The sequence below is a fragment of the Streptomyces sp. NPDC002057 genome, from assembly GCF_040296665.1.
Lineage (GTDB): Bacteria > Actinomycetota > Actinomycetes > Streptomycetales > Streptomycetaceae > Streptomyces.
This window is the reverse complement of the sequence record NZ_JBEOXR010000003.1, coordinates 289,755-316,649: the sequence shown is the minus strand read 5'-3', so window position 1 is coordinate 316,649 and position 26,895 is coordinate 289,755. Positions and strand designations below refer to the sequence as shown.

21 protein-coding genes are annotated in these 26,895 nt (G+C 72.8%); 13 read left to right on the top strand and 8 right to left on the bottom strand.

Annotated features, from left to right (window positions below):
- Positions 1 to 199 precede the first annotated feature (199 nt).
- Positions 200 to 1,846, top strand: a complete 1,647-nt coding sequence (locus ABT129_RS04670) for a GMC oxidoreductase (RefSeq protein ID WP_351896493.1) — start codon at positions 200 to 202, stop codon at positions 1,844 to 1,846.
- Between the two features lie 126 nt (positions 1,847 to 1,972).
- Here ABT129_RS04670 and ABT129_RS04665 read toward each other — a convergent pair whose 3' ends face one another.
- Entirely contained in the window at positions 1,973 to 3,013 is a 1,041-nt protein-coding gene (locus tag ABT129_RS04665) for a LacI family DNA-binding transcriptional regulator (protein ID WP_351896491.1), read from the bottom strand.
- 97 nt (positions 3,014 to 3,110) lie between these two features.
- Complete coding sequence (locus ABT129_RS04660) at positions 3,111 to 5,600, bottom strand: endo-beta-N-acetylglucosaminidase (RefSeq protein WP_351896489.1); 2,490 nt, start codon at positions 5,598 to 5,600, stop codon at positions 3,111 to 3,113.
- Between the two features lie 374 nt (positions 5,601 to 5,974).
- On the opposite strand from ABT129_RS04660, the gene ABT129_RS04655 reads away from it, so the two are divergent.
- The 5 genes from ABT129_RS04655 to ABT129_RS04635 all read left to right on the top strand — a co-directional run bounded on the left by ABT129_RS04655 (position 5,975) and on the right by ABT129_RS04635 (position 13,623).
- Complete coding sequence (locus ABT129_RS04655) at positions 5,975 to 7,261, top strand: extracellular solute-binding protein (protein ID WP_351896487.1); 1,287 nt, start codon at positions 5,975 to 5,977, stop codon at positions 7,259 to 7,261.
- 127 nt (positions 7,262 to 7,388) lie between these two features.
- Positions 7,389 to 8,264 carry a carbohydrate ABC transporter permease gene (locus ABT129_RS04650; RefSeq protein WP_351896485.1) on the top strand — a complete coding sequence of 292 codons (876 nt, stop codon included), beginning with the start codon at positions 7,389 to 7,391 and terminating at the stop codon, positions 8,262 to 8,264.
- Entirely contained in the window at positions 8,261 to 9,184 is a 924-nt protein-coding gene (locus ABT129_RS04645; protein ID WP_351896483.1) for a carbohydrate ABC transporter permease, read from the top strand. Before ABT129_RS04650 ends, ABT129_RS04645 begins: the two co-directional genes overlap by 4 nt.
- Before the next feature lie 56 nt (positions 9,185 to 9,240).
- On the top strand, positions 9,241 to 10,503 hold the full coding sequence (locus tag ABT129_RS04640) for a glycoside hydrolase 5 family protein (protein ID WP_351896481.1): 1,263 nt from the start codon (positions 9,241 to 9,243) through the stop codon (positions 10,501 to 10,503).
- A 54-nt stretch (positions 10,504 to 10,557) separates the two neighbouring features.
- The gene (locus tag ABT129_RS04635; protein WP_351896478.1) at positions 10,558 to 13,623 is read left to right on the top strand and encodes an alpha-mannosidase; all 3,066 of its coding nucleotides are present in this window, start codon (positions 10,558 to 10,560) and stop codon (positions 13,621 to 13,623) included.
- Positions 13,624 to 13,710: 87 nt separating this feature from the next.
- Here the strand turns inward: ABT129_RS04635 and ABT129_RS04630 are convergent, their stop codons facing one another.
- Complete coding sequence (locus tag ABT129_RS04630; protein WP_351896476.1) at positions 13,711 to 14,199, bottom strand: carboxymuconolactone decarboxylase family protein; 489 nt, start codon at positions 14,197 to 14,199, stop codon at positions 13,711 to 13,713.
- A complete protein-coding gene (locus ABT129_RS04625) occupies positions 14,196 to 15,275 on the bottom strand; it encodes an NAD(P)H-dependent amine dehydrogenase family protein (protein WP_351896474.1) in 1,080 nt (359 codons plus the stop codon). The genes ABT129_RS04630 and ABT129_RS04625 overlap by 4 nt, the downstream gene beginning before the upstream one ends.
- Before the next feature lie 257 nt (positions 15,276 to 15,532).
- Between ABT129_RS04625 and ABT129_RS04620 the strand changes: the two genes are divergently transcribed.
- Positions 15,533 to 16,345, top strand: a complete 813-nt coding sequence (locus ABT129_RS04620; RefSeq protein WP_351896472.1) for a hypothetical protein — start codon at positions 15,533 to 15,535, stop codon at positions 16,343 to 16,345.
- Positions 16,346 to 16,409: 64 nt separating this feature from the next.
- On the opposite strand, the gene ABT129_RS04615 is transcribed toward ABT129_RS04620, so the two are convergent.
- Complete coding sequence (locus ABT129_RS04615) at positions 16,410 to 17,792, bottom strand: NAD(P)/FAD-dependent oxidoreductase (protein WP_351896470.1); 1,383 nt, start codon at positions 17,790 to 17,792, stop codon at positions 16,410 to 16,412.
- A 58-nt stretch (positions 17,793 to 17,850) separates the two neighbouring features.
- On the opposite strand from ABT129_RS04615, the gene ABT129_RS04610 reads away from it, so the two are divergent.
- Positions 17,851 to 19,431 carry an aspartate:alanine exchanger family transporter gene (locus tag ABT129_RS04610; protein ID WP_351896468.1) on the top strand — a complete coding sequence of 527 codons (1,581 nt, stop codon included), beginning with the start codon at positions 17,851 to 17,853 and terminating at the stop codon, positions 19,429 to 19,431.
- 118 nt (positions 19,432 to 19,549) lie between these two features.
- Complete coding sequence (locus tag ABT129_RS04605) at positions 19,550 to 20,119, top strand: NADPH-dependent FMN reductase (RefSeq protein ID WP_351896466.1); 570 nt, start codon at positions 19,550 to 19,552, stop codon at positions 20,117 to 20,119.
- A 6-nt stretch (positions 20,120 to 20,125) separates the two neighbouring features.
- Here the strand turns inward: ABT129_RS04605 and ABT129_RS04600 are convergent, their stop codons facing one another.
- The 3 genes from ABT129_RS04600 to ABT129_RS04590 all read right to left on the bottom strand — a co-directional run bounded on the left by ABT129_RS04600 (position 20,126) and on the right by ABT129_RS04590 (position 22,560).
- Positions 20,126 to 21,298 (bottom strand): YncE family protein, encoded by a 1,173-nt coding sequence (locus ABT129_RS04600; RefSeq protein ID WP_351896464.1) that lies wholly within the window; start codon positions 21,296 to 21,298, stop codon positions 20,126 to 20,128.
- 209 nt (positions 21,299 to 21,507) lie between these two features.
- The gene (locus tag ABT129_RS04595) at positions 21,508 to 22,089 is read right to left on the bottom strand and encodes a dienelactone hydrolase family protein (protein WP_351896462.1); all 582 of its coding nucleotides are present in this window, start codon (positions 22,087 to 22,089) and stop codon (positions 21,508 to 21,510) included.
- Positions 22,090 to 22,212: 123 nt separating this feature from the next.
- Positions 22,213 to 22,560: a hypothetical protein gene (locus tag ABT129_RS04590; protein ID WP_351896458.1), complete on the bottom strand. Its 348-nt coding sequence runs from the start codon at positions 22,558 to 22,560 to the stop codon at positions 22,213 to 22,215.
- A 189-nt stretch (positions 22,561 to 22,749) separates the two neighbouring features.
- On the opposite strand from ABT129_RS04590, the gene ABT129_RS04585 reads away from it, so the two are divergent.
- The 4 genes from ABT129_RS04585 to ABT129_RS04570 all read left to right on the top strand — a co-directional run bounded on the left by ABT129_RS04585 (position 22,750) and on the right by ABT129_RS04570 (position 26,678).
- Positions 22,750 to 23,958, top strand: coding sequence for an RNA ligase (locus ABT129_RS04585; RefSeq protein ID WP_351896456.1), 1,209 nt, complete (start codon positions 22,750 to 22,752; stop codon positions 23,956 to 23,958).
- Between the two features lie 2 nt (positions 23,959 to 23,960).
- On the top strand, positions 23,961 to 24,875 hold the full coding sequence (locus ABT129_RS04580) for a phosphatase domain-containing protein (RefSeq protein ID WP_351896454.1): 915 nt from the start codon (positions 23,961 to 23,963) through the stop codon (positions 24,873 to 24,875).
- Between the two features lie 127 nt (positions 24,876 to 25,002).
- Positions 25,003 to 25,707 carry a ribonuclease H family protein gene (locus ABT129_RS04575; RefSeq protein ID WP_351896452.1) on the top strand — a complete coding sequence of 235 codons (705 nt, stop codon included), beginning with the start codon at positions 25,003 to 25,005 and terminating at the stop codon, positions 25,705 to 25,707.
- A 287-nt stretch (positions 25,708 to 25,994) separates the two neighbouring features.
- Positions 25,995 to 26,678, top strand: coding sequence for a GNAT family N-acetyltransferase (locus ABT129_RS04570; RefSeq protein ID WP_351896450.1), 684 nt, complete (start codon positions 25,995 to 25,997; stop codon positions 26,676 to 26,678).
- Positions 26,679 to 26,895: the final 217 nt, after the last annotated feature.

The following is a 26,895-nucleotide window of genomic DNA, read 5'->3' as shown; positions in this document are numbered from 1 at the left end:
CGTGATCCCCGGACCCTTGGCGCGCCGGACTCCCTCGCCCTCCTTCGAGCTGGAGCCCCCAGCCCGCCCGCGAGCCGGCGTCCATCTCCGGGGTCCCCGTCCGGTCCGGCGCAGGGAAGTTACCCGTCGGTTTCTCGTGACTTCCCCGATCGGCGACAGTAGAACATGTTCCCATTCCCTCACGAGTGAGGAACATCACATGAGTGAACACCCCCTGCCTACACGGGGAATGGGTGGCGTCAGTCGCCGTCGATTCCTCGCGGGAACAGGTTCTGTTCTCGGCGCCGCGGCCCTCGTCGGCCACAGCACCCCGGCGCAGGCCGCCGAACCCCGCCTCACCAACACCCCCATCCCCAGCGGCACCCGAGTCCCCGCGCTCGTCATCGGCACCGGATACGGCGGCTCCGTCGCCGCCCTCCGCCTCGCCCGCGCGGGCGTCGACGTCCACATGGTCGAGATGGGCATGGCCTGGGACACCCCGGGACCCGACGGCAAGATCTTCGCCAACACCACCCGGCCCGACTACCGTTCCTTCTGGCTGCGGACCCGCACCAAGCAGCCCCTGAGCAACTTCCTCGGCTTCCCGCTCGACAAGGACGTCCCCCGCCACACCGGCATCCTCGACGCCGAGGACTTCGCGGGCATCACCGTCTACCAGGGCCGGGGCGTCGGCGGCGGCTCCCTCGTCAACGGCGGCATGGCCGTCACCCCGCGCCGCGAGAACTTCGCCGCCATCCTCCCGACCGTCGACGCGGCGGAGATGTACTCCACGTACTACCCGCGCGCCAACGCGGGACTCGGCGTCACCGCCGTCGACGAGTCCTGGTGGGAGAGCGCCGCCTGCTACCAGTACGCGCGCGTCGGCCGCAAGCACGCCCAGCGCTCCGGGTTCCCCTTCGTCTTCGTCCCGAACGTCTACGACTGGGACTACATGAAGCAGGAGGCGGCCGGAGCCGTCCCGAAGTCGGCCCTGGACGCCGAGGTCATCTACGGGAACAACGCCGGCAAGAAGACCCTCCAGAAGACCTACCTCGCGCAGGCGGCGGCCACCGGGCGCGTCACGGTCTCGGCACTGCACAAGGTCACCTCCGTCACCCCGGCGTCCGGCGGCGGCTACACCGTCGCCATCGACCAGATCGACACCACCGGCGCCACCCTCGCGAGCAAGACCGTCACCGCCGACAAGGTCTTCTTCGCGGCCGGGAGCATCGGCACGAGCAAGCTCCTCACCCGCCTCAGGGCCACCGGCGCGCTCCCCGCCCTCAACAACGAGATCGGCAAGGGCTGGGGCGACAACGGCAACGTCATGTGCGGGCGCGCCAACCACATGTGGGACCCGACCGGCAAGCTCCAGTCGGCCATGCCGACCGCCGGCATCGACAACTGGGACGCGGGCGGCGCCTTCGCCGAGGTCGCCCCGCTGCCCACCGGCATCGAGACCTACGCCTCCTTCTACCTCTCCATCACCAAGACGCCCCACCGGGCCGAGTTCACCTGGAACCCGGCCACCGGCCGGGTCGACCTGAGCTGGGACCGGGCCTGGAAGCAGACCTCCATCGACGCGGCGAAGACGATCTTCGACAAGATCAACCGCAAGGAGGGCACGATCTACCGCACCGACCTCTTCGGTGTGTACAAGATCTGGGGCGACCACCTCACGTACCACCCGCTCGGCGGCGCGGTCCTCGGCCGCGCGACCGACAACCACGGCCGGCTCCACGGCTACTCCGGGCTGTACGTCATCGACGGCGCCCTGATCCCCGGCAACGCCAGCGTCAACCCGTTCGTCACCATCACGGCCCTCGCCGAGCGCAACATCGAGCGCATCGTCGCCGAGGACTTCTGAGTCCCGGGCTCACCCGCGAGGGAGGGCCGACCGAAGACCCGGTCGGCCTCTCCGCACGTCACGCGCCTCTGAAGAGCGCGGGGCGCGGCGCCGTGCAGGGGACTTCGACGCCACGCGCGGCGTCCGTCACGGAGCCTCGGTGCCAGCCGCGGCACGCGGCGGCGCGGTGCTCTCGCGGACGACGAGGCGCGGTGTCGGGTTCTTGTGGTCGTGGACCGCGGTGGGATCGGCGATCGCCGCCAGGACGGTACGGGCGACCTGCTCGCCGAGGGCGAAGGTGTCGCGGGAGAGGGCGGTGAGCGGGGGGTGGACGATCCGGGTCAGCGCCGAGTCGTCGAAGGAGACGAGGGACAGGTCGCCGGGGACGGAGATGCCCATCTCGGTGGCGACGCCGAGGCCGGCCACGGCCATCACGTCGCTGTCGTAGATGATCGCGGTCGGACGTTGCGGCCGGGCGAGCAGCGCGCGGGTGGCCGCGGCGCCCTCGGCGTCGCTGAAGTCGGTCGGTACGGAGACGGCGTCGATCAGTCCGAGCCGCCGGGCCGAGTCGCGCAGCGCGCGGATCCGGCGGCGGGTGTGCTGGAAGGCGGGAAGGCCGGCCAGGTGCGCGATCCGGCGGTGGCCGAGCGCGGCGAGGTAGTCGACGGTCGCCGTCATCGCCTCCCGGTCGTCGGCCCACACACTGGGCAGGCCGCCGTGCCGGCCGGGGCCGCCCAGGACCACGGCGGGCACGCCGAGCTGTTCGAGGACGGGGACGCGCGGGTCCTGGAACTGGAGGTCGACGACGACGAAGCCGTCCACCCGGTGCTCGGACGACCACCGGCGGTAGACCTCGATCTCGGCCGCGGTGTCCTCGACCACCATCAGGTGCAGGGCGGTGGTCTCGGCCGACAGGCCCGCCTGGAGACCGGAGAGGAGCATCGCGAAGAACGGTTCGACGCCGATGGTCCGGGCCGGGCGGGCCAGGACCAGGCCGACCGCGCCGGCCTTGGCGCCGCCCAGGGCCCGGGCGGCGCTGTGCGGGCGCCAGTTCATCTCCTCCACGACCCGGAGGATCCGCCGGCGCGTCTCGTCGCTGACCCCCGGCCGTCCGTTGAGGGCGAAGGACACCGCGCCCTTGGACACCCCGGCCTTCCGGGCGATGTCCGAGATCGTCGGTCGTGCCATGTGATGCCCCCGCTCGTGTGACGGACGAGCCAAGCCGACGGCCCTCCGTGGCACCCGATAGTAGACCGGTTTACCCACGGGGCCGGTGGGGCGGAGGTCAGGTGCCCCAGGCCTCGAACTCGTAGATCCGGGCGGCCGGATCGGCGGTCTGGGCGGGCCTGGTGACCACCAGTCGGACGTGGCGGGCGGCGAGGCCGACGGGGTGGTCCGTGACGGCGGCGGTGTTGCCGGTGACGGTGACGGCGGTGGTCCAGGCGTCGGTCGCGGCGGCGCGGACCTGGACGGTGAAGTCGCGGGTGTTCCAGGCGGCGCTCTCGCCGCCCGCGCCCGCGTGCCTGACGGTGAAGCGGGTGAGGTTCCGGACGGATCCGAGGTCGACCTCGAGGTGCTTGTCCGTGGTGAGCGCGCACCACTTGTCGCCGTTTCCGCCGCCGACCGAGCCGTTGACGGCCTTCGCCGGGGTCTCGACGGCGTTGCACCGGCCCGAGGCGGTGGCCGGCCGGTTCAGCGCGAGGTTGGAGCCGGTGGCGGCGCCCCAGGACACGGTGGTGCTGCTCGCCGCCGAGCGGCCGTACTCGGTGGAGACCGCCTCGACGTCGAGCGTCGTGGTCGTCTCGGCGCCGACGCGGTCGAGCCGCTGCACGAAGTAGGCGTCGTTCGGGGTGGCGCCGAGGAAGGTGCGGCCGCCGTCCGGGTCGCGGCGGAAGACCTCGTAGTGGTGGACGTCGCCGCCGGCCGGGGCCGTCCAGGCCAGCCGCAGCGACCGGCGGGTGGCCGAGACGTCGGTGGAGCCGAGCACGGTCGGCGCGGTCGGCGGGGAGACGCCGTCCACCGTGCCGTCGTAGACCCGGATCTGGCCGACCCTGATGTCGTAGGAGGGCGCCGTTCCCGAGGTGCGGAGGCCGATCTGGGCGATCGTCCGGCCCGCGTGGGCCGAGAGGTCGAGGGTCTTCGTCTCCCAGCCGGTGCCGGTGGTCGAGCCGAGGTCGAGCGTGGTGAAGGCGGTCGGCGCGTCGGTGAACGAGACCGCCGCCCCGAGGCGGGTGGGACCGGCGGCCGGGGTCCTGACCGTGACGGAGAGCCGGGTGTCGGCCGCCACCGGCAGCTTCGTCTGGTAGAGCCGGATCGTGTTGACGGAGTCGAGGGGGCCGGTGAGACGGAGCGAGGAGCCGCCCTCGTAGGCGTCGGTGAAGTCGATCGAGGGGGTGAGCCGGGTGCCGCCGGAACCGACCAGCCAGCGGTAGGTGGGCGGCACGTCCTGGAGGGAGAGGTTGTTCCAGCCGGCCGAGCCCACCCGGGTCCCGGCCGAGTGGTAGAAGTCGCCCTGGCCCGCGTTGAAGGAGGTCACGAAGGGCTTGGAGGTGACGGGGGAGGACTCGGCGATGTAGTGCGCGAGCCCCTTCCAGGCCGAGGTGGTGGCGGTGTTGGACGGGTCGGCGTTGGCGCCGACCCAGTAGCGCGAGTCCTTCGTGTGGAAGCCGGCGCGGTCCGTGGCGGAGGTGTTGTACGTCCACTCCGGCCGGTAGAGGCCGAGCGAGGCGACGTGCGGGGCGCCGTTCGGGAAGAGGGAGTCCCAGCCCACCGGCGAGTCGTAGCCGTCGGCCTCGGTGTCGACGCCCGCGTACAGCTCGTGCTCGTCCCGCCCGAGCGCTCGCGCGAGGGTGCGCGAGGAGGCCAGTCCGGACGCGCTCCAGCCGAAGTTCAGGAACATCGAGTCCGAGGTGCGACGGGTGCCCTCCTGGAGGAAGGCGTCGTTGGCGGAGGTGAGGGCGTTGGCCCAGTCGATGGGGCCGGACTCGGTCATCGAGTCGTACCACATGAACTCGACCGGGCCCCGGGAGCGGGCGTACCGCATCGTGTCGCGCAGTTCCGTGGCGAGCGCGGCGTCGCCGCCCCCGGTCTCCTGGTTGATGAACCAGCCGTCGAAGCCGTAGTACCGGGCGACCTCGACGAGCTTGTCGGCGACCGGGTAGGTGGTGCCCGACTTCTGGGTGAAGTCGCGGACCCACTGGATCTGCCCGCCGTACGCCGCGGGCGGGAAGAAGACGGTGCCGTAGACCTTGACGCCGTTGCGGTGGGCGGCGTCGATGACGGTCGGGTTGGGCGCCAGGATCAGCCCCTCGCCGGCCGAACCGCCCCAGAACACCAGCGTGTCGACGTACTGCCAGTAGCCGGGCGCGTAGTAGTTCGGGCTGGTCGAGCCCTGGGAGGGGTTCGCGGACGTCGGCCCGAACGACACCAGCGAGGCGATCCTGGCCTCGCCCGCGCGGGCGTTGGCGTTGGCCTTGAGCGCGGGGTCGGAGGTGCGCGGCCGCAGCGGGACGCGGGAGCGGTTGAACCGGGCGTCGGGGTCGGTCGCGGGGTCCCAGTCGAGGAGGGTGCGGGGGTACCAGTAGGAGGCGTAGGGCTGATGGCCCGCGGCGGCCGCCCCGGTGCCGGGAGCGGGGCCGCCGGCGTGGGCGGGGGCGGAGCGGGGGCCGCCCCCGTCGGCCGGGGCGGTGCCGTGGGCGGGGACCCCGCTGAACACGGCGGCGATCAGCGCCGTGGTCAGCGCCGCGCTCAGCAGGAGGGGGAAGCGTCGTCTCATCCGAAACTCCGGTCCAGCGAAAGGGTGGGGGAGTCGTGCCGGGGTGCTCCGCGATCCGCGCGCGCCGCCCCGGAGTCGGGGCCGGAGGCGCCGTTCGGAGGCTAAAGTGCTTTAGTTCCTCGCGCAAGAGGAGGTGCGTGAGTCCTCCCGGGCGAGGGCCCGCCTTCACGCCAATCGCAAGTTGTGCTGTCAACTAGTCGCATCGCGTTGGTATTTGCTGCTGCTGTCCTGGAATCGCCCTGCACCCTTGACAGTCGAATCGGCCCGCGAGCACACTCCGCTAGTGCTAGACCGGTTTAGCCATGGCATCCGTCGATCGGTGCGCCCTCCTGTCGGACCCGTCCCCGTTCCGTACACACCGGGAGATCCCCCTCATGCGAAGAAGCCACTGGGCACGGCTGGCCGTCGCCGTCGTCGTCACGACGACGGCGCTCACCGGCTGCGGCCTGAGCGACACGAGCGGCGCCGACGGTCCGCGGCCCGTCGTCACCGGCGAGGTCAAGGGGAAGGTCTCGATCCAGACCTGGGCCCTGAAGCCGAAGTTCACGGCCTACATGGAAGGCGTGATCGACGGCTTCGAGAAGCGGTACCCGGGAACCGAGGTCGAGTGGCTGGACCAGCCGGGCGACGGCTACTCCGAGAAGGTCCTCAACCAGGCGGCCGGCGGCAGCCTGCCCGACGTGGTCAACCTCCCCCCGGACTTCGCGCTCCCGCTGGTCGAGCGGAACATGCTGCTCGACGTGGCCGGGGCCGACCCGAAGCTGGCCGAGGAGTACGTCAAGGGCGGCATCGACGCCTACCGGTTCGCCGGCCGTGAGGGGGCCTACGGCTACCCCTGGTACCTCAACACCGACGTCAACTACTGGAACGCCGAGCTGCTGACCGCGTACGGACTCGACCCGAAGAAGCCGCCGACCGGTCTGGACGAGCTCATCGCCCAGGCCAGGGTCGTCAAGGAGAAGTCCGGCGGGTCGACGTACCTGATGAGCCGCAAGCCCGGCCTCGGCGACTTCGCCGACGCCGGCGTCAGGATCATGGCGGAGGACGGCGGGAGCTTCACCTTCAACACCCCCGAGGCGGCCGCACTCCTCGACACGTACAGGGCCGCCTTCCAGGAGGGCCTGCTGCCCAAGGACGTGCTGACGGACACCTACGCCGGCAACGCCAAGCTGTTCAGCGCGGGCACGGCCGCCTGGACCACGGCCGGCGCCAACCACATCACCGGCCTCGCCACCGACAACCCCACGCTCGCGCCGAAGGTCGTGCCCTCCGCCGCCGTGGGAACCCCACCGCTGTACGTCCAGGGCCTGTCGGTCGCCAGGGGCGGCCGGAACCCGGCGGCGGCGCTCGCGCTGGCCCGCTGGGTCACGAGCGCGGAGAACCAGGCAGCCTTCGCCCACCTCACCAGCATCTTCCCCTCCACCAGGGCCTCCGCGAACGACCCGTTCTTCAGCGAGAGCGACGGCACGAACGCCGGTGACGCCAAGGTCATCGCCTTCAAGTCCCTCGCCGCCGCCCGGATGCTGCAGCCCGTGCAGGTCAACGAGGCCATGAGCACGGTCGTCAACCAGCAGATCGCCCTCGCGATCGACGGCCGCACCAGCTCGCAGCAGGCCCTCGACACCGCGGTCGCCCGCTGCAACGCCCTGCTCAAGGGCTGACCGGCCACGCGCGGACGGCGCGGGACACCCCGACCACCACCGCACCGGCCACGCGGGCGGTGCGGCGCGCCCCGCGCCCCGGCCACCGCCCCGCCCCGCAGGTCACCCCCACCCCAGGAAGGCGCCCATGACCCACCGTCGCTGGTTCACTCCCTGGCTGCTCGCCGGACCGGCGATCGTCTGGCTCGCGGTCTTCAACCTCTGGCCCGCCCTCAACACGGTGGTCCTGTCCTTCACCAACGCCAAGCCCCTGGGCGGCGGGCACTTCACCGGACTCGACAACTACCGGCGCGCCCTCAGCGACGAGCAGCTCGTCGACGCGCTGGTCAACAGCATCGTCTACATGGTCGTGTGCCTGCCGCTCCTCACCTTCCTGCCCCTGCTGCTGGCCCTGCTGGTCGAGAGGAAGCTGCCCGGCATCACCTTCTTCCGTACCGCGTTCTACACCCCGGTGGTCGCCTCCGCCGTCGTCGTGGCGCTGATCTGGGGCTGGGTGCTCGACGACCGCGGCCTGGTCAACGGCCTGCTCGGGCAGCTCGGCCTGGCCGACGAACCCGTCTCCTTCCTCACCGACCGCTGGCTGCTGCTGTTCAGCGCGATCGGCCTGACCGTGTGGAAGGGCCTCGGGTACTACATGGTCATCTACCTGTCCGCGCTCGGGAACGTCGGCCGCGAACTGCACGAGGCCGCCGCCGTGGACGGCGCCTCCGCGACCCGGAGGTTCTGGCACGTCACGCTCCCCGGCGTACGGCCCACGATGCTGCTGATCTCCGTACTGATCTCGGTCTCCGCGCTGCGGGTCTTCTCCGAGCTGTACGTGCTGTCCAACGGCACCGGCGGGCCCGGCGGCCGCGACATGTCCGTGGTCATGCTCATCCAGATGTACAGCCGGGGCTTCACCGGGCACATCGGCTACGCCTCCGCGCTGAGCCTGCTGCTGTTCGCCGTCACCATCGGTCCGATGCTGTTCCTGGCCCGGCTCAACCGGAAGGCGGCGTCGTGACCGCGGACCCCACCGTCACCCGGGCCCCGGCGGGCGTCCCGGAGGAGACTCCGGCCCCGGTACCCGCCCGCGTCCGCCCGGCCCGGGGGTTCGGCACCGCCTCGCCGGCCGAGAAGGCCCTCCGCTACCTCCTCCTCGTGACGGTTCTGCTGCTGACCGTCGGGCCGTTCCTGTGGCAGCTGTCCACCTCGCTCAAGGGCCCCGGCGAGGACGTGTACTCCCGCACCCCCGGCTTCCTGCCGACGGACCCGACCCTGGACAACTACGTCCAGGTCGCCGACACCATTCCCGTCTGGACCTACGCCGCCAACTCCCTGACGGTGGCCGCGATCGCGGTGGTCGGCAACGCCGTCGGGGCGACCCTCGCCGGTTTCGTGCTGGCCAGGCTCCGGTTCCGCGGCGTCCGCCTGGTGCTCGGGCTGTTCCTGGCCACCCTGGTGCTGCCGGGCGAGGTCACCATCGTCTCCCAGTACGTGACGGTGCGGAGCCTGGGGCTGACCGACTCCCTGGTCGGCGTCGCCCTGCCCGGCGCGATCGCCATGCTCAACGTCCTGCTGATGCGGACCGCCTTCCAGGCCGTCCCGCCCGACCTCGACGCGGCCGCCCTGATCGACGGGGCCAACGTCTGGCAGCGCCTGGTGCACGTCGCACTGCCGAACGTGCGGGGGATGCTCAGCGTGGTCGTGATCTTCACCTTCATCGGGGCCTGGGACGACTTCCTGTGGCCTCTCATCGTCCTCAACAACCCCGAGAAATACACCCTCACCGTCGGCCTCCAGTACCTCAACGGCACCTTCAGCGCCAACCCGCGCCTGATCGCCGCCGGCACGATGGTCGCCTTCCTCCCCATCGTCGCCGTGTTCGCCACGCTCCAGAGATTCTTCTTCAAGGGCGTCGAGGAAGGCGCGGTCAAGGGATGATCCGAGCCGACCGCCCCGGCCGGCCGCACGTACTCCACGAAGGACTCGCCCCGGACATGAGCACACCGCCCCACCCCCTCCCGCGCTTCGGCGTCAACTACACGCCGAGCCAGGGCTGGTTCCACCACTGGCTCGACTTCGACCTCGACGCCGTCCGCGCCGACCTCGACTCGATCGCCGCCCTGGGCTTCGACCACCTGCGCGCCTTCCCGCTGTGGCCGCTGTTCCAGCCGAACCGCACCCTGATCCGCCCCCGCGCCGTCGAACAACTGGTGGCCCTGGCGGACGCGGCGGGAGAGCGGGGGCTCGACGTCGCCGTCGACGGACTGCAGGGCCACCTGTCCAGTTTCGACTTCCTGCCCGCGTGGACGCAGACCTGGCACCGCCGCAACATCTTCACCGACCCGGCCGTCGTCGAAGGACAGGCCGTCTATCTGCGCACCCTCGCCTCGGCCCTCGCGGACCGGCCCAACTTCCTGGGGATGACGATCGGCAACGAGATCAACCAGTTCTCCGGCGCACCGCACCCCGACCCCGACCGGATCACCCCCGACCAGGCGCGGAGCTGGCTCCGCCGCATGCTGGACGCCTGCGAGGAGGGCGCACCGGGCCGCTTCCACCTGCACGCCGAGTACGACGCGGCCTGGTACGAGGACGACCACCCCTTCACCCCCGCCCAGGCCGCCCGGCTCGGCAGCGCGACGGCCGTGCACTCCTGGGTCTTCAACGGCACCGCCCAGCGGTACGGCGGCGAGTCCACCGCCGCCGGCCGGCACGCCGCCTACCTGATCGAACTCTCCAAGGCCTGGGCCGACGACCCCCGCCGGCCGGTCTGGCTCCAGGAGGTCGGGGCGCCGGCCCCGCACATCCCCGCCGACGGGGCGGCCGACTTCGCCGAGACCACCATCGAGGCGGCCCTCGACTGCCCGGACCTCTGGGGGATCACCTGGTGGTGCTCCCACGACGTCGACCGGTCGCTCGCCGATTTCCCCGAACTCGAATACAGCCTGGGGCTGCTCACCAACGACCGCCGCCCCAAACCGGCCGGAACACGGATCGCGCGCGTCATCGAGGACGTACGGGCACGGGGTCGCCGCCCGCGCCCCAGGACCACGGCCCTGGTCCTCGACCTTCCGGACGAGGGTCCCGAACGATCCACCTGCGCGCCGGGCGGAGCCTACTTCGAGGCGTTCATGCGCCTCGCCGGAGCCGGCGCCCGCCCGACCGCCCTCCTGGCCGGACGCGCCCACGACCGGCAGCACCTGACCGCACGCGGCATCACCGAGGTCGTCACGGTCGACGACGCCCTCCGCGGCTGAACCGTCCCCACCCCGCCCGCCTCCCGGCCCCGAGCATTCCATGGAGCGTCTGCCATGCATGATGACCGCAGTCTGGTCGAGTCCCGTCTGAAGCGTGTGCTCGACGAGCGCATCCGCCCGGCGGTCTACCCGGAGTCGGTGCCGCTCCGGGTCGGCATCTGGACCGCGCCCGGCGAGCCGGTGCCGGTGGCCGAGGGGCTCGCCGCCCCGCGCACCCCGATCGCGGTCGGCCAGAAGTGGGGCGCGCCCTGGGGGACCAGCTGGCTGACCGTGTCCGGCACCGTTCCGGCCGCCTGGGCCGGCCGCACCGTCGAGGCGCTCATCGACCTCGGCTTCGACGCCAACATGCCCGGATTCCAGTGCGAGGGTCTCGTCTACCGGCCCGACGGCTCGCCGGTGAAGGGCCTGCAGCCGCGCAACCAGTGGGTGCGCGTCGCCTCCCCGGCCGTCGGCGGCGAGGAGGTCCTGCTGCACGTGGAGGCGGCCTCGAACCCGGTGGTCATGGACTACCACCCGTTCACGCCGACCGTGATGGGGGAGAAGGACACCGCCGGCACCGAGCCGCAGTACCGGCTGGAGCGGATGGACCTGGCGGTCCTCGACGAGACGGTCTGGCAGCTGGTCATGGACCTGGAGGTGCTGGGCGAACTGATGGCGGAGCTCCCCGTGGAGGGCGCCCGCCGCTGGGACCTCCTGCGGGCCGTCGAGCGGGCCCTGGACGCGCTCGACCTCCAGGACGTCAACGCCACGGCGGCCGCGGCCCGCGCACAGCTCGCCGGTGTCCTCGCCGCCCCCGCCGAGCCCTCCGCGCACCGGATCAGCGCGGTCGGTCACGCCCACATCGACTCCGCCTGGCTGTGGCCGCTGCGCGAGACCGTCCGCAAGGTCGCGCGGACCACCGCCAACATGACCGCCCTCCTGGAGGACGAGCCGGACTTCGTCTACACGATGTCCCAGGCCCAGCAGTACGCGTGGATCAAGGAGCACCGGCCCGAGGTGTACGCCCGGGTCAAGAAAGCGGTCGCCGAGGGCCGCTTCGTACCCGCCGGCGGCATGTGGGTGGAGTCCGACACCAACATGCCGGGCTCCGAGGCGATGGCACGCCAGTTCGTCCACGGCAAGCGGTTCTTCCTGGACGAGTTCGGCGTCGAGAACGAGGAGGCCTGGCTGCCCGACACCTTCGGCTTCGCCGGCGGCCTCCCCCAGATCATCAGGGCGGCGGGCTCCAAGTGGCTGCTCACCCAGAAGATCTCCTGGAGCCAGGTCAACACCTTCCCGCACCACACCTTCTGGTGGGAGGGCATCGACGGGACGCGGATCTACACGCACTTCCCGCCGATCGACACGTACAACTGCTCGATGAAGGGCAGGGAGATCGCGCACGCCGCGCGGAACTTCAAGGACAAGGGCGTGGCCCGCCACTCCATCGCCCCCACCGGCTGGGGGGACGGCGGTGGCGGCACCACCCGCGAGATGATCGCCAAGGCGGCCCGGATGCGCGACCTGGAGGGCTCCGCCCGGGTGCGGTGGGAGCGGCCCGCGGAGTTCTTCGCCAAGGCGCAGGCCGAGTACCCGAATCCGCCGGTCTGGGCGGGCGAGCTGTACCTGGAGCTGCACCGGGCGACGCTGACCAGCCAGGCGAGGACCAAGCAGGGCAACCGGGCCAGTGAGAACCTGCTGCGGGAGGCCGAGCTGTGGGCCGCCACCGCCGCCGTCCGGTCCGGACACCCCTATCCGTACGAGGAGCTGGACCGGATCTGGAAGACCGTGCTCCTGCACCAGTTCCACGACATCCTGCCCGGCTCCTCGATCGCCTGGGTGCACCGCGAGGCCGAGGCGACGTACGCCCGGGTCGCCGGGGAGCTGAACGGCATCATCGACGCCGCCCAGCGCGCGCTCGCCGGTGACGCCACGAGCGGGGGCCACGTCGTCTTCAACGCGGCTCCGCACGAGCGGTCGGGCGTACCCGCCGGCGCGGGCCGGCCCGCGGGCGCGGCCGGGGGAGGGTGCGTCCTGCGGACCCTCCCCGAAGGAGGGTTCGTCCTGGACAACGGTCTGCTGCGGGTCACCGTGGACGAACGCGGCCTCGTGCCGTCGGTCCACGACATCGCGGCGGACCGTGAGGCGGTCGCCCCCGGATCGTCCGCCAACCTGCTGCAGATCCACCCCGACTTCCCGAACATGTGGGACGCCTGGGACGTCGACCAGTTCTACCGCAACACCGTCACCGACCTCACCGACGTGGACGGGCTCACGGTCGCCGCCGACACGCCCGAGGCCGTCTCCGTCCGGGTCGTCCGCTCCTTCGGCTCCTCCCGGGTCACCCAGACCCTCACCCTCGCCGCCGGAGCGAAGCGGCTCGACCTCGACACCGAGGTCGACTGGCACGAGACCGAGAAGTTCCTCAAGGCCGCGTTCCCCCTCGACGTGCACACCGACCGCTACGCGGCCGAGACGCAGTTCGGCCACCTGTACCGCCCGACCCACACCAACACCAGCTGGGAGGCCGCCAAGTTCGAGGCCTGCAACCACCGCTTCGTCCACCTCGCCGAACCCGGCTGGGGCGTCGCCCTGGTCACCGCCTCGACCTACGGCCACGACATCACCCGCACGGTCCGGGCCACCGACCACGGCACCACGACCACCGTCCGCGTCTCCCTGCTGCGCGCACCGCGTTTCCCCGACCCGCACACCGACCAGGGGACGCACCGCTTCCGCCACGCCCTGGTCCCGGGCGCCGGAATCGGCGACGCCGTCCGCGAGGGATACCGCGTCAACCTGCCCGAACGCCGCGTCCCCGGCGACGCCGAGGTGCCGCCGCTGGTGAGCCTCGACAACGACGCCGTCGTGGTCAGCGCCGTCAAGCTCGCCGACGACGGGAGCGGCGACGTGGTCGTCCGCCTCTACGAGGCCGGGGGAGGCCGGGCCGCGGCCCGGCTCACCACCTCGTTCGCCGTCACCGGCCTCGACCTCTGCGACCTGCTCGAGCGCCCGCTCACCGCACCGGAGCCGACCCCGGCGGCGGTCCTGGCGGACGACGGGGCGGTCCGCCTCCGGCTGCGCCCCTTCCAGCTCGTGACCCTGCGCCTGCGCCGGGCCGGGGCGGACGCGGCTTACTGACGGACCACCGCGGACCCGCTTCCGGAGCCCCGAACGGCCCCGGAAGCGGGTCGCCGGCCGTACGCGGGCCGCCGCCGGAGAAGAGGCTCAGTGCGTCGGCAGCACACAGACCGTGTCGAGGCCCAGCACCCGGTTGAGCCGCCCGAACGCCAGCCACGAGCCCAGACTCATCGTCAGCTCCACGATCTCCGCCTGGCTGTACCGCGCCGTCATCCGGTCCCAGAACTCCTCGTCCAGACCGTGGTGGTCCAGCGCGTACCGCTCCGCGTACTCGGCCGCGAGCCGCGTCCGCTCGTCGAAGGTCTCCGAGACCTCCGTCTCCCGCCAGGCCGCCACGACCTCGTCGAAGCCGTCCTCGACCTTCTCGCCGTCCCGGTCGGTACGCCAGTCCAGGCAGAAGCCGCACCCGTTGATCTGCGCGATCCGCAGCCGCGCCGCCTCGAACTCGCGCAGCCCCAGCGTCGTATGGGCGTACACCGACAGCGAGAAGTTCGCCGCCGCCGTCCCGATCTCCGGGACCATGTCGCCCCACACGTACCCGATCGGCTCCTGGCCCTCGGGAATGTCGATGATCACCGTGGTCTCCTCCCCAGCTTCCCGACCGCCGGACGCAACGGCACGTCCAGCGCGTCGTACAGTCCCGGCTCCGCCGCCACCAGCCAGTCGATCGCCCCGACGAGCCGGCCCACCGCCGTGGCGTTCCCGCCCGCCGACCGGTTCTCGCCCTCGGCGGTCGCCGCCACCGTCACCTCGATGCGGGGGCTGCCCTCGACGATCACCCGGTGGGCCCCGGCGCCGTCCGGCGGCACCGGCCAGTCCGGCGCGCACGAGGGGTGGATACGGGTCACGTGCTCGATCACGATCCGGGGCTCCCCGCCGACGATCCCCTGGACCTCGAAGCGGATCGCGCCCTGCGTGCCCGCCTCGAAGACGCCCATGGTCCGGGTCTTCACGGTGGACTCCAGCGGGCGCCGGTCCACCGTCTCGCGTATCTCGTCGAGTTCGGCGCCGAGCGCGCGGGCCATCAGCCGCACCTGCCCGCCCCACACCATCGTCGGCACCGACGGCAGCAGCATGGGCGGCTCGTACTCGAGGGGCCGGCCCATCCCGATGAGGTCGCGGACCGACTCCTCCTGCTCGTACGTCGAGTAGTCGAAGATCTCCTGACAGCGGATCACGTCCACCGTGCCGCCGAGCCCGCTCACGAGCAGCGGCAGCACGTCGTTGCCCCAGCCCGGGTCCACCCCCGACACGAAGAGCGACCCGCCCCCCTCGGCGACGGCCGCGAGCACCGGGTCCCGGAACTCGGGCGGCGCGTTGCGCTGGTCGTACAGCGGATAGAGCGCGGGGGTGACGACCACCGCTCCGGCCCGCACCGCGCGCGCCACGTCGTCGAGCGCCCCGTCGGGCCGGGTGTCGCCGGAGGCCGCGTACACCACCGCCCCCGGCCGTCCGCCGAGGACCGCGCCGACGTCGTCGACGGCCACCACCCCGAGATCGTGGCCGAGCCCGGCGAGCCGTCCCGCGTCCCGGCCGACCTTCGCCGGATCGGAGACCAGCACGGCCGCCAGTTCGAGCCCTGGATGGGCGTCCACGGCTCGGATCGCCGCCCGCCCGACATTTCCGGTACCCCACACCACCGTCCGAATCATGCGCGGAGGGTAGCGCCGGGCCCCGAAGGTTCCCAGACCTGTGACGCGATGATCTGACGAATCGTCAGATCCGACGGGAGGCGGACCGGCTGCCGCACCGCGAACGGCACCGTGCCGCCCGGCGGAACGGACCGCCTCCGGACCGGGTACGGCCCCGGTGGGCGCGGCCGTACGGGTGAGGGCACCGGCACCGCGGCAGCGCCGCCCGCCGAACGGGTACGGATCGCTGCACTGCCCCCGGCCAGGAGGATCCGTCCATGTCCGTCCACAAGGGCGCCCCCGCACTACTGGGCGCCGGCACACTCTGCGTCGCGCTGCTGCTCACCGGTTGCGCGAGCACGGCGCCCCCCGCCCCCGCGAGATCGGCCGGGGCTCCGCCCGCCGTCGGCGACTCCCGCCCCGCTGTGGTGCCGCCCCGCCCGGCGGCCGGCGCGCCCGGCCGGGCTGCGAACAGCCTCTCCTCCGCCCCGGCCCCCGCCCCCCGCCTCCCCGGCGTCGGCCCCGCCACCCAGGCCCTCCTCCCCGACGACACCACCCAGGCCCTCGTCGTGACCGGCGCCACCGCCGACGACAACCTGTCCACCGCGACCCTCTACGCGCGGGACCCGGCCGGCCGCTGGACCCCCACCGCCGGACCGTGGCCCACCCGCAACGCGCTCCGGGGCTGGACCTCCGACCACCACGCGGGCGACCTGCGCACCCCCATCGGGGTGTTCCGCATCGGCGACGGGGGCGGCCGCCTGCCCGACCCGGGCGCCCGCATCCCGTACGACCAGGACGAGCAGTTCGCCATCAGCGGCACCGGCTTCGCCGGCGAACCCCTGGAAGGCTCCTTCGACCACGTGATCGCCATCGACTACAACCGGGTGCCCGGCCGGACCCCGCTCGACAAGGAGCGCCCGCTCGGCGCCGAGAAGGGCGGCGGCGTCTGGATCCACGTCGACCACGGCGGCCCCACCCAGGCCTGCGTCGCCCTGGAGCGCGAGCCGCTGCGCGAGCTGATCCGCGCCCTCGACCCGGCCCGGAACCCCGTCGTGGTCATGGGCCCGACACCCGAACTCACCCGCTGACCCCGGACCCCGCACACGCGTACCGGGGGCCGGAAACCGGCCCCCGGTACGCGCGCGCGTGACCTCAGCTCCCGCCGCCCGCTCCGACCGCCCCGCGGAACGAGGCCGTGTGGCTCCGCACCTGCTCCGGCGTCAGATACGCGTCCGTGTACTCGAAGTCCCGCAGCGTCCCCGCCTTCGACGCCAGGAACCCGGTCCGCACGTAGTCGTCGCCCGCCGCGGCGTTCAGCAGCCAGTTCGTCATCACCCGGGTCTTGGCCACGTTGGTCCGCAGCGCCGCCCAGTGGTAGGCGCGGGCCACCGCCTGTGCCGGCATGCCGTGCAGCTCCACGCCCAGCGGCTTCGACACCCCGTCCATCCCGCCGAGGTCCACCACGAGGCCCAGGTCCTTGTGGACGTAGGAGTGGGTCGGCTCGCCGCGCAGCGTCGAGACCAGGTTGTCGGCGACCGCCTTCCCCTGCCGCATCGCGTGCTGGGCGGTCGGCGGACAGATCGCGCCCTCCTCGCCCTTGGCGAGATCGGGCACCGCCGCCGCGTCCCCGAGCGCCCAGACCCCGTCGAGCCCCGGAACGGCCATCTCCGCCGAGACGACGAGCCGCCCGCGGAAGGTCTCCGCGCCCAGGGTGCCGATCAGCGGGCTCGCGGCGACCCCGGCCGTCCAGATCAGCGTCCGGCTCGGCAGGACCCGCCCGTCGGTGAGCGTCACCGTCTCCTCGTCCACCGAGGCGACCGAGACTCCGAGGGAGACCTCGATGCCCCGCCGGGTCAGGATGTCCATCGCGGCGGCGCCCAGCTTGTCGCCCAGCTCGGGCATGAGCTTCGGGGCGATGTCCACCAGGTGCCACTTGATGAGGTTCGGGTCGAGCCGCGGGTACCGCTTGACCGCGTTGTGCGTGAGCAACTGGAGACAGGCCGCCGTCTCCGTGCCCGCGTAGCCGCCACCGACGACCACGAACCGCAGCCGGGCGGCCCGCTCCTCGTCGTCGTTGCTGGCGTCCGCCAGGTCCAGCTGGGCGATGACGTGGTCCCGGATGTACACGGCCTCCGCGAGCGTCTTCATGCCCCGCGCGTGTTCGGCGAGCCCCGGGATGTCGAAGCTGCGGGTCACGCTGCCGGGCGCGAGGACGAGATGGTCGTACGGCTCCATCACGTACTCGCCGGAGATCGTCCGCACCACGCAGACCTTCGCCGCCGTGTCCACGCCGACCACGCCGCCGGGGACGATCCGGGTCCGGTGCCGGCTGCTGCGCCGCAGCGAGAGCGCGACCGACTGCGGGGTCAGCACCCCCGCCGCCACCTGGGGGAGCAGGGGCAGGTACAGCTGGTACGAGAACGGTGAGAGGAGCGTGATCAGCGCCTCCCGCTCCGTTAGCCGCCGTTCGAGCCTCCGTACACAGCCCACTCCGGCGAATCCCGCGCCCACCACGAGAATCCTCGGTCGAGTCACGCTGTCCGCCCTTCCGTATGAGCGTGCAATATGCCTGGGTTTATGGCTGAGTGAGCCCATGTGGCAATTTTTCGCTGACTATCCGTGGTTCACCCTTTTTATCGTCATTGCGGCGGGATCGCTCTTCGGCATGGTCCGCTTCGGTCCGGTCAAGCTCGGCGCCGCGGGTGTCCTCTTCGTGGGACTGCTGCTCGGCGCGCTCGACCCGGACATCGGACCGGCCGTGCCCGCCGGGCTCTCCGTCCTCGGCCTCGCCCTGTACGTCTACACCGTCGGCCTCGAAGCGGGGCCGGCCTTCTTCCGCGAACTCCGGCCGCAGCTCGCCGTGATGACCGGCGCCGTCGCCGCACTCGTCGTCACCGCCCTCGCCGTGGGTTTCCTCGGCAGCACCGTCTTCGGCATCGACGGCCCCTACCTCGCGGGCGGCTACGCCGGCATCGGCACCACCACCCCGGGCCTCGCCGCCGCCCAGGCCGGATCCTCCGATCCGGCACAAGCGGCCACCGGATACGCCATCGGCTACCCCCTCGCCGTGGTGGTAACCATCCTCTTCGTCTCGGCCGTCGCCTCCGCCCGCACCTGGCCCGGCCGCCGCGACCCCGGCACCGGACTCCCCAAGGAGCTCGTCACCCGCACCGTCGACGTCACCCGGGCCGTCCGCTGGGCCGACGTGCCCGGCGCCACCGGCGGACAGCTCCTCGCCAGCGTCCACCGCCCGCACGGAGACACGCCCCGGGTCGCCCGGGACCTCGACACCCTCGCCCCGGGCGACCAGGTCGTCCTCGTCGGCGGCCCCGACGCCGTCACCGCGGGGATCGAGGCGCTCGGCACCCGGGCCGCGGGCCACCTCCTCGACCGGCGCGACGTGGTCGACTACCGCCGCGTCCTGCTCACCAACCCCGACCTCGCCGGACGCACGGTCGCCGAACTCGGCCTGGGCGACCGCTTCGGGGCCAGGGCCACCCGCGTCCGCCGCGGCGACCAGGACCTGCTGGCCCACGACGACCTGCTGCTCCAGCTCGACGACCGGGTCCGCGTCGTCATGCCCCGCGAACGCACCGCCGAGGTCACCGCCTTCCTCGGCGACACCGAGGCCAAGGTCAGCGAGGTCAGCGCCGTCAGCATGGGCCTCGGTCTCGCCGCCGGATTCCTCATCGGCATCCCGAAGCTGACCATCGGCTCCACGGTCCTCTCCCTCGGCACCGCCGCCGGACCCCTCGTCATGGCCATGGTCCTCGGCCGGCTGCGGCGCACCGGCCCCCTCGTCTGGGTCCTGCCGACCCGCGCCAACCTCACCCTGCGCCAGATCGGCCTGCTGATCTTCCTCGCCTGCGTCGGCCTCACCTCGGGGTACGCCTTCCGCCGCGAGGCCTTCTCCCTCTTCGGCCTCAAGCTCCTCACGGTCCTCCTGGTCGCCGCCGTGCTCAGCTACGCCCTGATGCTCCTCGTCGCCCGTCTCCTCGGCCAGAGCCGGCCCCGCTCGATGGGGCTGCTCGCCGGATACGTGGGCAACCCGGCCATCACCGCCTACGCCAACAGCCGCGTCTCCGACAGCCGGGTCAACACCGGCTACGCGACCCTCTTCGCCCTCGCCATCCTCGTGAAGATCGTCTGCATCCAGCTGATCGTGGGCCTCTGAGACCCGCCGCCGCTGTGGGGCGAGGGCGCTCCGGTCGCAGGGGCGCGGGGGCCGGGTTACGTTGCCGAAGGCCCCCTCGCGGCCGAAGGGCCCCTTCCCGGAAGGCGGAACAGCACGCATGACCACGTACAAGGTCGGCTACTTCGTCGGCAGCCTCTCGGCGACGTCCATCAACAGGATCCTCTCCCGCGCCCTGCTCCGCGTGGCGCCGCCGGGCCTGGAGTTCCAGGAGATCCCGATCAAGGACCTCCCGCTCTACAACCACGACTTCGACGCCGACTACCCGCCCGAGGGCCGGGCCCTCAAGGAGGCCATCGCCTCGGTCGACGCCGTCCTCTTCGTGACGCCCGAGTACAACCGCTCCCTCCCCGGCGGCCTCAAGAACGCCATCGACTGGGCCAGCCGACCCTGGGGCACCAACTCCTTCACCCACAAGCCGTCGGCCGTCATCGGCGCCTCGCCGGGCAAGATCGGCACCGCCGTCGCCCAGCAGAGCCTCCGCTCCGTGCTGAGCTTCTGCAACTCCCCGCAGATGAACGCCCCCGAGGCCTACATCCAGTTCGTCCCGGGGCTCTTCACCGAGGACGGCGAGGTCACCGACCCGACGACCCAGCAGTTCCTGACCGACTTCATGGCCGACTTCAAGACCTTCATCGAGCGGGTCCTCACCGTCCTGCCCCAGCGCTGAACCGGGTCAGAGGACCACGATCCCCAGCGGCCGCGAGCCCGCGGCCAGCCGACGGGTGTCACCCGTGTCGAGGTCGACGACGCTCAGGCCGTCCCAGTAGCCGTCCCGGGTGAAGCCGCCGGTCACATAGGCGGTGCGCCCGTCCCTCGACACGGCCACGGTCTCGTGCGGCCCCTCCAGGGGGTACACCCGCTCGGCGCCGCCGGGCGTCCGGACCGTGAGCGAGGGCCCGCGGTCCTCGGCCGGGTCGATCGGGCCCGTGCCCACCGTCAGCAGCGTCCCGTCGGCGGTCACCGTCGCGCCGTGCTGGTGGGTGTTCGCTGTCATCGGCTCGATCGTCGTGCGGCCCGTCCGGGGGTCGACCACCGCGAGGCGCTCGCCCTCGAAGGGCAGCAGCAGCTTTCCGTCCGAGGGTCGTACGGCCGTGTAGTGCGGCTTGAGCCAGGAACCGAGCCCGCCCTCCGTGCCGTACGGGGCGACCTCCACCCGGCGCGGCTCCAGCGTCCCCGCCGGGACGACCGTGACGTCGAAGGAGTCGTGGTTGGTCGCGTACACCTCCGCGCCGTCCCGCGACACGTCCACGTCGAAGGGGCGCCGGCCGACCGGCACCGTGTCCGTGACCCGCAGGGCCGCCGTGTCGATCACTTCGAGCCTGCCGTTCCCCCCGGGCACGTTGACCCCCACGTACACCCGTCGTCCGTCCGGCGCGAGCGCGATGCCCATGCCGCCGCCCCGGTACTCGCCCGTGGTCACGGGCCCGGAGTCCGTCTCGTACGGGATGAGCGCGAGCCGCTTCCGGGCCGCCGTGTCCACCACGGCGACGCCCTCGGCGGTCGCCACCCAGGCCCGCCCGTCCCCACCGACCACCAGACCGTACGGAGCGGAGCCCACCCTCACGGAACCCGTGGCACCGCGCGCGGGGTCGACAAAGGTGACCGTGTCGGAGCCGAAATCGGTGACCAGGAGCGTGCCCGGCGCGGGCTCACCGGCCGGCGCGGGCACCACCGCGGAAGAACCGGACGTCGAAGGCGCGGTGGCCGACGCTCCGGCGGGCGGCGTCGGGCTCGCGGCGGAGGCCGCCCCTCCGGAGCCCTGCGCGCACCCGGCGAGCAGGGCGACGGCCACCCCGGCGGGCACGAGCACCCGGGCGGCACGGGACGCGCGGCGGAACTTCGTCATGGCGGACTCCTCGGTACGGCGGACACGGGCGGCCCCGTCGCGGGACGGGTCCGCACCCCGCACCGATCCTCCGCCCGGACCCGGCCCCGCACGGTCCGACGGCCGGCTCCCGGCCGGCAGCGGGACGGCCGACCCCGGGGTCCACCGAACGGCTGACCCCGACCCCCCGTCCCCGGGGGAGCCCCGGCGGCCGAGGCCGTCGAGGAGACTCAGCGGCCGACGCCGTCCAGGAAGCAGAGCACCCGCTCCACGCACAGCGCGGTCGCCTCGGGCACGAACGACGACCCACCGCGCTCCGCGAACAGGTGCGCGCTCCCCGGGTACAGGAACAGTCTCCGGTCCGGCGTGTCCGCGACCAGCGCACGGGCCGCCGCCAGATCACCCTCGTCGACGAAGAACGGATCGGCGTCCATCCCGTGCACCTGCGCCGGCACGCCCTCCGGCCAGGCGGCGCCGAACTCCGTCACCGGCACACAGGCACTGAACAGCAGGGCCCCGAGCGCCCCCGCCCTGGTCTGGGCGAGCTTCTGCGCGGGCAGCACACCGAGCGAGAACCCGGCGTAGACGATCTTCTCCGGCAACTCCGCGGCGGCCCGCTCGCCACGCGCCACGAGCGTGCCGAAGCCGACCTCCTGGGCGTACCCGGCCCCGGCCTCCAGGTCCGTGAACGTGCGCCCCTCGTACAGGTCGGGCACGTGCACCGTGTGTCCGGCCCGCCGCAGCTCCCCGGCGAACGCGCCGACGCCCTCCGTCAGCCCGAGCGCGTGGTGGAAGAGCAGAACCTCGGCCATGTCGTCATCCCCAGTTCACCGTACGGAGCCCGCCCGCGTCGCGGCACGGGTCGTTCGGTAAGCAGCATGGCGTACGGCACTGACAACGCCCGGAAACCCGGTGGACCGGCTCCGGGCGTCCGGTCAGCGCATCGGCCGGTGCGGCATGACCGCGCCCGCCTGGCCCACGACACCCCCGTGCCCGCCGACACCCATCGGCCCGCCGACACCCGCGTGGACGACGGCGCCCTGCGGGCCCGGGACGCCCGCGTGGACGACGGCTCCCTGGGGTCCCGCGTGCCCGACCCCACCCTGGTGCCCCGCGTGCACGACCGCGCCCTGCGGCCCCCCGACGCCCTGCGGCGGCACCTGGATGACCCGGCTCAGCTCCCGCAGGACCTCCTCGGCGACCTGGCGGACGTCACCCGGAACGTCCCCCCGCTCCCGTATGAGCTCGGCGTAGATCGGTGCCGTGCCGTCCGCGTGGTTCATGGAGTTCGCTTCCTTCGTCTGCGCCGGTTACGTCACCGACGGGGAGACGGCGAGTCTACGGGGCACCACCGACACGCCCCGGATCGGGAGCCCGACACCACCCCCGAGAGGCCCGCCCGAACCGATATTCGCTGGGCTCCCGGGCCGATCCGGCCGAGAATGGATCACCGAACAACCGGGAGGGACCCCATGAGCCAGGCGACCCTGACTCTGCACGACCTGATGCCGTCCGGCGAACTCGCCGCCGCGCTCGCCGACGGGCACGTCACACGCAAGCGCCACCCCCGGCTGCCGCTGTCGATCTACACGTACACGCGGGCGTGTCAGTACGCCCAGCACTGGAACACGGCGACCACCCGCTGCCGCGGACTCGTCGCCGACGACACCACCGGCCGGATCGTCGCGCTCCCCCTCCCCAAGTTCTTCAACGTCTCCGAGCACACCACCGGCCGCCCCTACGCGCCGCCGCTGCCCGACGAACCCTTCGAGGTGTACGACAAGGTCGACGGCAGCCTCGCCGTGGTCTTCCACTACGACGACCGCTGGCACGTCGCCTCCAAGGGCTCCTTCACCAGCGCCCAGGCGACCTGGGCCCAGCGCCGCGTCGACGCCGCCGACACCACGGGGCTGACGCCCGGCGTCACCTACCTCGCCGAGATCCTCTACCCCGGCAACCGGATCGTCGTGAACTACGGCGAGCGCCGCGACCTCGTCCTGCTCGCCGCCTTCGGCCCGGACGGCACGGAGACCCCGCTCGCCGAGGCCGCGGCCGGCTGGCACCCCATCGGCTCGACCGTCCGCACCTGGCCCGGCACGAGCGTCGCCGACCTCGTCGCCCTGACCGAGTCCAACATCCTGCCCGGCGGCCGGCGGGCCACCGGCACCGACGCCGAGGGCTTCGTCCTGCGCTTCGCCTCCGGGGTGCGCGCCAAGGCCAAGCTCGCCGAGTACGTCCGGCTCCACAAGGTGCTCACCGGCGTCACCGAGCGCGACATCTGGCGCGGCCACGGCGTCCAGCGCTTCGCCGCCCTTCCCGCGGGCGAGCTGGCCAAGGGCCTCGGCTGCGCCCTCGCCGACGTCGAGGCCTCCGGCGGCAAGCCCCTGGACGCCCTCCTCGAACAGGTCCCGGACGAGTTCGACGCCTGGGTGCGCGAGGTGATCACCCGCCTCGAAACGGCCGCCGCCGACCGCGAGCGGGCCGTCGACGAGGCGTACGCCCGCCTGGCCCACCTCGCCGACGACCGGGGCGCGTTCGCGCGCGCCGCCGCCGGCGAGCCCGACCGGGGCCTGCGCGCCGCCCTCTTCCTGCGCCTCGACGGGCGCCCCACCGACCTCCTCGTCTGGCGGCAGATCCGCCCCGAGGCCACCGACCCCTTCGCCCACGACCAGGAGAACTGAACGTGCCTGTCGTCCATGTCATGACCGGCCTCCCGGCCTCCGGGAAGACGACGGCCGCCCGCGCCCTCCAGGCCGCCGCCGAGGGACGCGTGCGCCGCGTCAACCTCGACGACCTCCGCGCGATGCTCGACCTCCCCCCGACGGACCGCGGCCACTTCCGCGGGCACGAGCAGACCGTGCTCGGCATCCAGGACGCCGCCGTCCGTGCCGCCGTCGACGACGGCTTCGACGTCGTCGTCGACAACACCCACCTCACCCAGCACATCCCGAAGCGGCTGAAGGCCGCCGTCGGGGGCCTGGCCACCTTCGCCGTCCACGACTTCACCGCCGTGCCCGTCGACGAGTGCGTCCGGCGCGACGCCGCCCGCGAGCGGCCCGTCGGCGAGGAGGTGATCCGCATCCTCGCCGAGAAGCACGCCAAGGCCACCCGGGGCGGCTGGCGGCTCACCGCGGACTGGCTCAACGACCGCCCGGCCGTCGAGCCCTACGTGCCCGACCCCGCGCTCCCCACCGCCGTCATGTGCGACATCGACGGCACGCTCGCCCTGCGCGTCGACCGCGGCCCGTACGACTTCACCCGCTGCGACCGCGACCTGCTCAACGTCTCCGTGCGTGACGCCCTGCGCGCCTTCCGCAACGCCGAGCGGGACAGGGTCGTCCTGCTCTCCGGCCGGAGCGAGGACCACCGCGCCCTCACCGAGAGCTGGCTCGCCCACCACGAGGTGCCGTACGACGAACTGTGGATGCGGGCCTCCGGCGACGGCCGGGGCGACGACCTGGTGAAGGCCGAGCTCTTCGACGCCCACGTCCGCCACCGGTACGCCGTCCGCGTCTCGCTCGACGACCGCGACCGTGTCGTCGCCCTATGGCGCCGGATGGGGCTGCCCACCTGGCAGGTCAACTACGGCGCCTTCTGACCGCGGGGCGGCCGGCGGCGCCGGCCGCCTGGACGGGGCAGCGGGGGCGGTCCGGCGGGAGGGGGTCCGCGGGGTGGGTCCGCGGGGGTGGGTCCGCCCACCCCCGCCGCCGTGTCAGGATCGTGGGATGGTGGAAAAGATCATCGCGGCGTGCGACGGCGCGTCGAAGGGAAACCCCGGCCCCGCGGCCTGGGCATGGGTCATCGGCGGCGCCGAAGGAGAGATCGACCGCTGGGAGGCGGGCCCGCTCGGGCGGGCGACGAACAACGTGGCCGAACTCACGGCCCTGGAGCGCCTCCTGGAGGCGCTGGACCCGGCGGTGCCTCTGGAGGTCCGCATGGACTCCCAGTACGCCATGAAGGCCGTCACGACCTGGCTCCCCGGCTGGCGCCGCAAGGGCTGGAAGACCTCCTCCGGCAGCCCCGTCGCCAACAAGGAGCTGGTCGTCCGCATCGACGCGCTCCTGACCGGTCGGCGGGTCGACTTCGTCTACGTGCCCGCGCACCAGGTCGACGGCGACCCCCTCAACGACGCGGCCGACCGCGCGGCCAGCCACACCGCCCGCACGCAGGAGCCCACCGGCTCCGCCTCCGGTGCCCCGCTGCCGCCGCCGGAAGCCCCGGCGCGCGCCTCCGCGCCCCGTGCGCGCTCCTCAGCGCCGTCCGGCTCCTCGGGCGGGTCCTCCGAGGGCTCGTCCGCGCGTCGGACACGCCCGTCCGGCGGCACCCTCAAGGCGAGATTCTCCGGCCGCTGCCGCTGCGGCAAGGCCTACGACAAGGGCGAGACCATCTCCAAGAACCCCGACGGCTGGGGCCATCCCACCTGCGTCTGAGCCCTCCCCGCCGTCCGACTGGCGGGCGGCTCCGTCCGTTGCTTGAGACCGGTCGAACCGGGTGCGCGCGAGCCTTCACCCACGCGTGTATCCGGGTTCGCCCGGGGTTCTGTTCTCCGAGCGCTTGTGGCTGCATACTGTCCTCCTCGCACCGGTGACGAACCGTTTTCACCTGCTCATTCGTCGCTCTCACGACGTGGTCGGCACCGGCGAGGACCTCCCCCTTGCTGCCGCCGCGGTCACCCCTCGGCGGAGGCTTTCCCTGCCCGTGAAAGACCCGAGGTTCCGTGCCAGTACCTGTTCTCCTGACCGGGCGCTCCGTGCGCCTGGAGCCGCTGGCGATGCGGCACGCCGAAGCCCTCGCCCGGGCCGGCGGGGCGGACCGATCGGCCTACGCCTTCACCCCCGTACCCGACGGCTTCGAATCGGCCCTCGACTATGTCGCCCGCGCCCTGACCGATCAGGCGGCAGGACGCTGCCTGCCCTTCGCCCTGATCAGTACGGCCGACGAGCGAGTCATCGGATCGACCCGGTTCCTCGAACTCGACTACTGGCGGGGGCCGCTGATCTGGCCGCCCGTCCCCGGCATGCCCCACGGAGATCCGCTGACCTCCGTGCCGGACGCCGCCGAGATCGGCAACACCTGGATCGCCGGCGACGCCCGGGGCACCGGCGTCAACACCGAGGCGAAATACCTCATGCTCCGGCACGCCTTCGAAACCTGGGGCGTCCGCCGCATCACGATGCGCGCCGACGCCCGCAACACCCGCTCCAGAATCGCCATCGAGCGACTCGGTGCGAGCTGCGAAGGGGTGCGTCGCGCCCACTCCAGAGGCCTCGACGGAGCCGTCCGGGACACGGCCTTCTACTCGATCCTCGACGAGGAATGGCCGACCGTCCGGGACATCGTCGAACTCCGTCTGTCCACCCCCCGCCAGGTGCGCGTCCCCCAGGACCTGCTCCCGGCCTGAGCCCCTCCACCACCGCTCCGGCGGGCGCTCGCGCCCCCGCCGGAGCGGTGGTTCCATGGAGGGGACGGGAAGGACCCGACACATGAGGACGCGGGGTAGCGGCCGTCACAGGACCGCGCACCGCGCAATCAGGATCCGCGAGAAGCGGATGAGTCCTTCCCGCCCCCGACCCACCGCGCCGGGACCTCCACGGCGCGGTCGGGCCACGCGGCCCCGG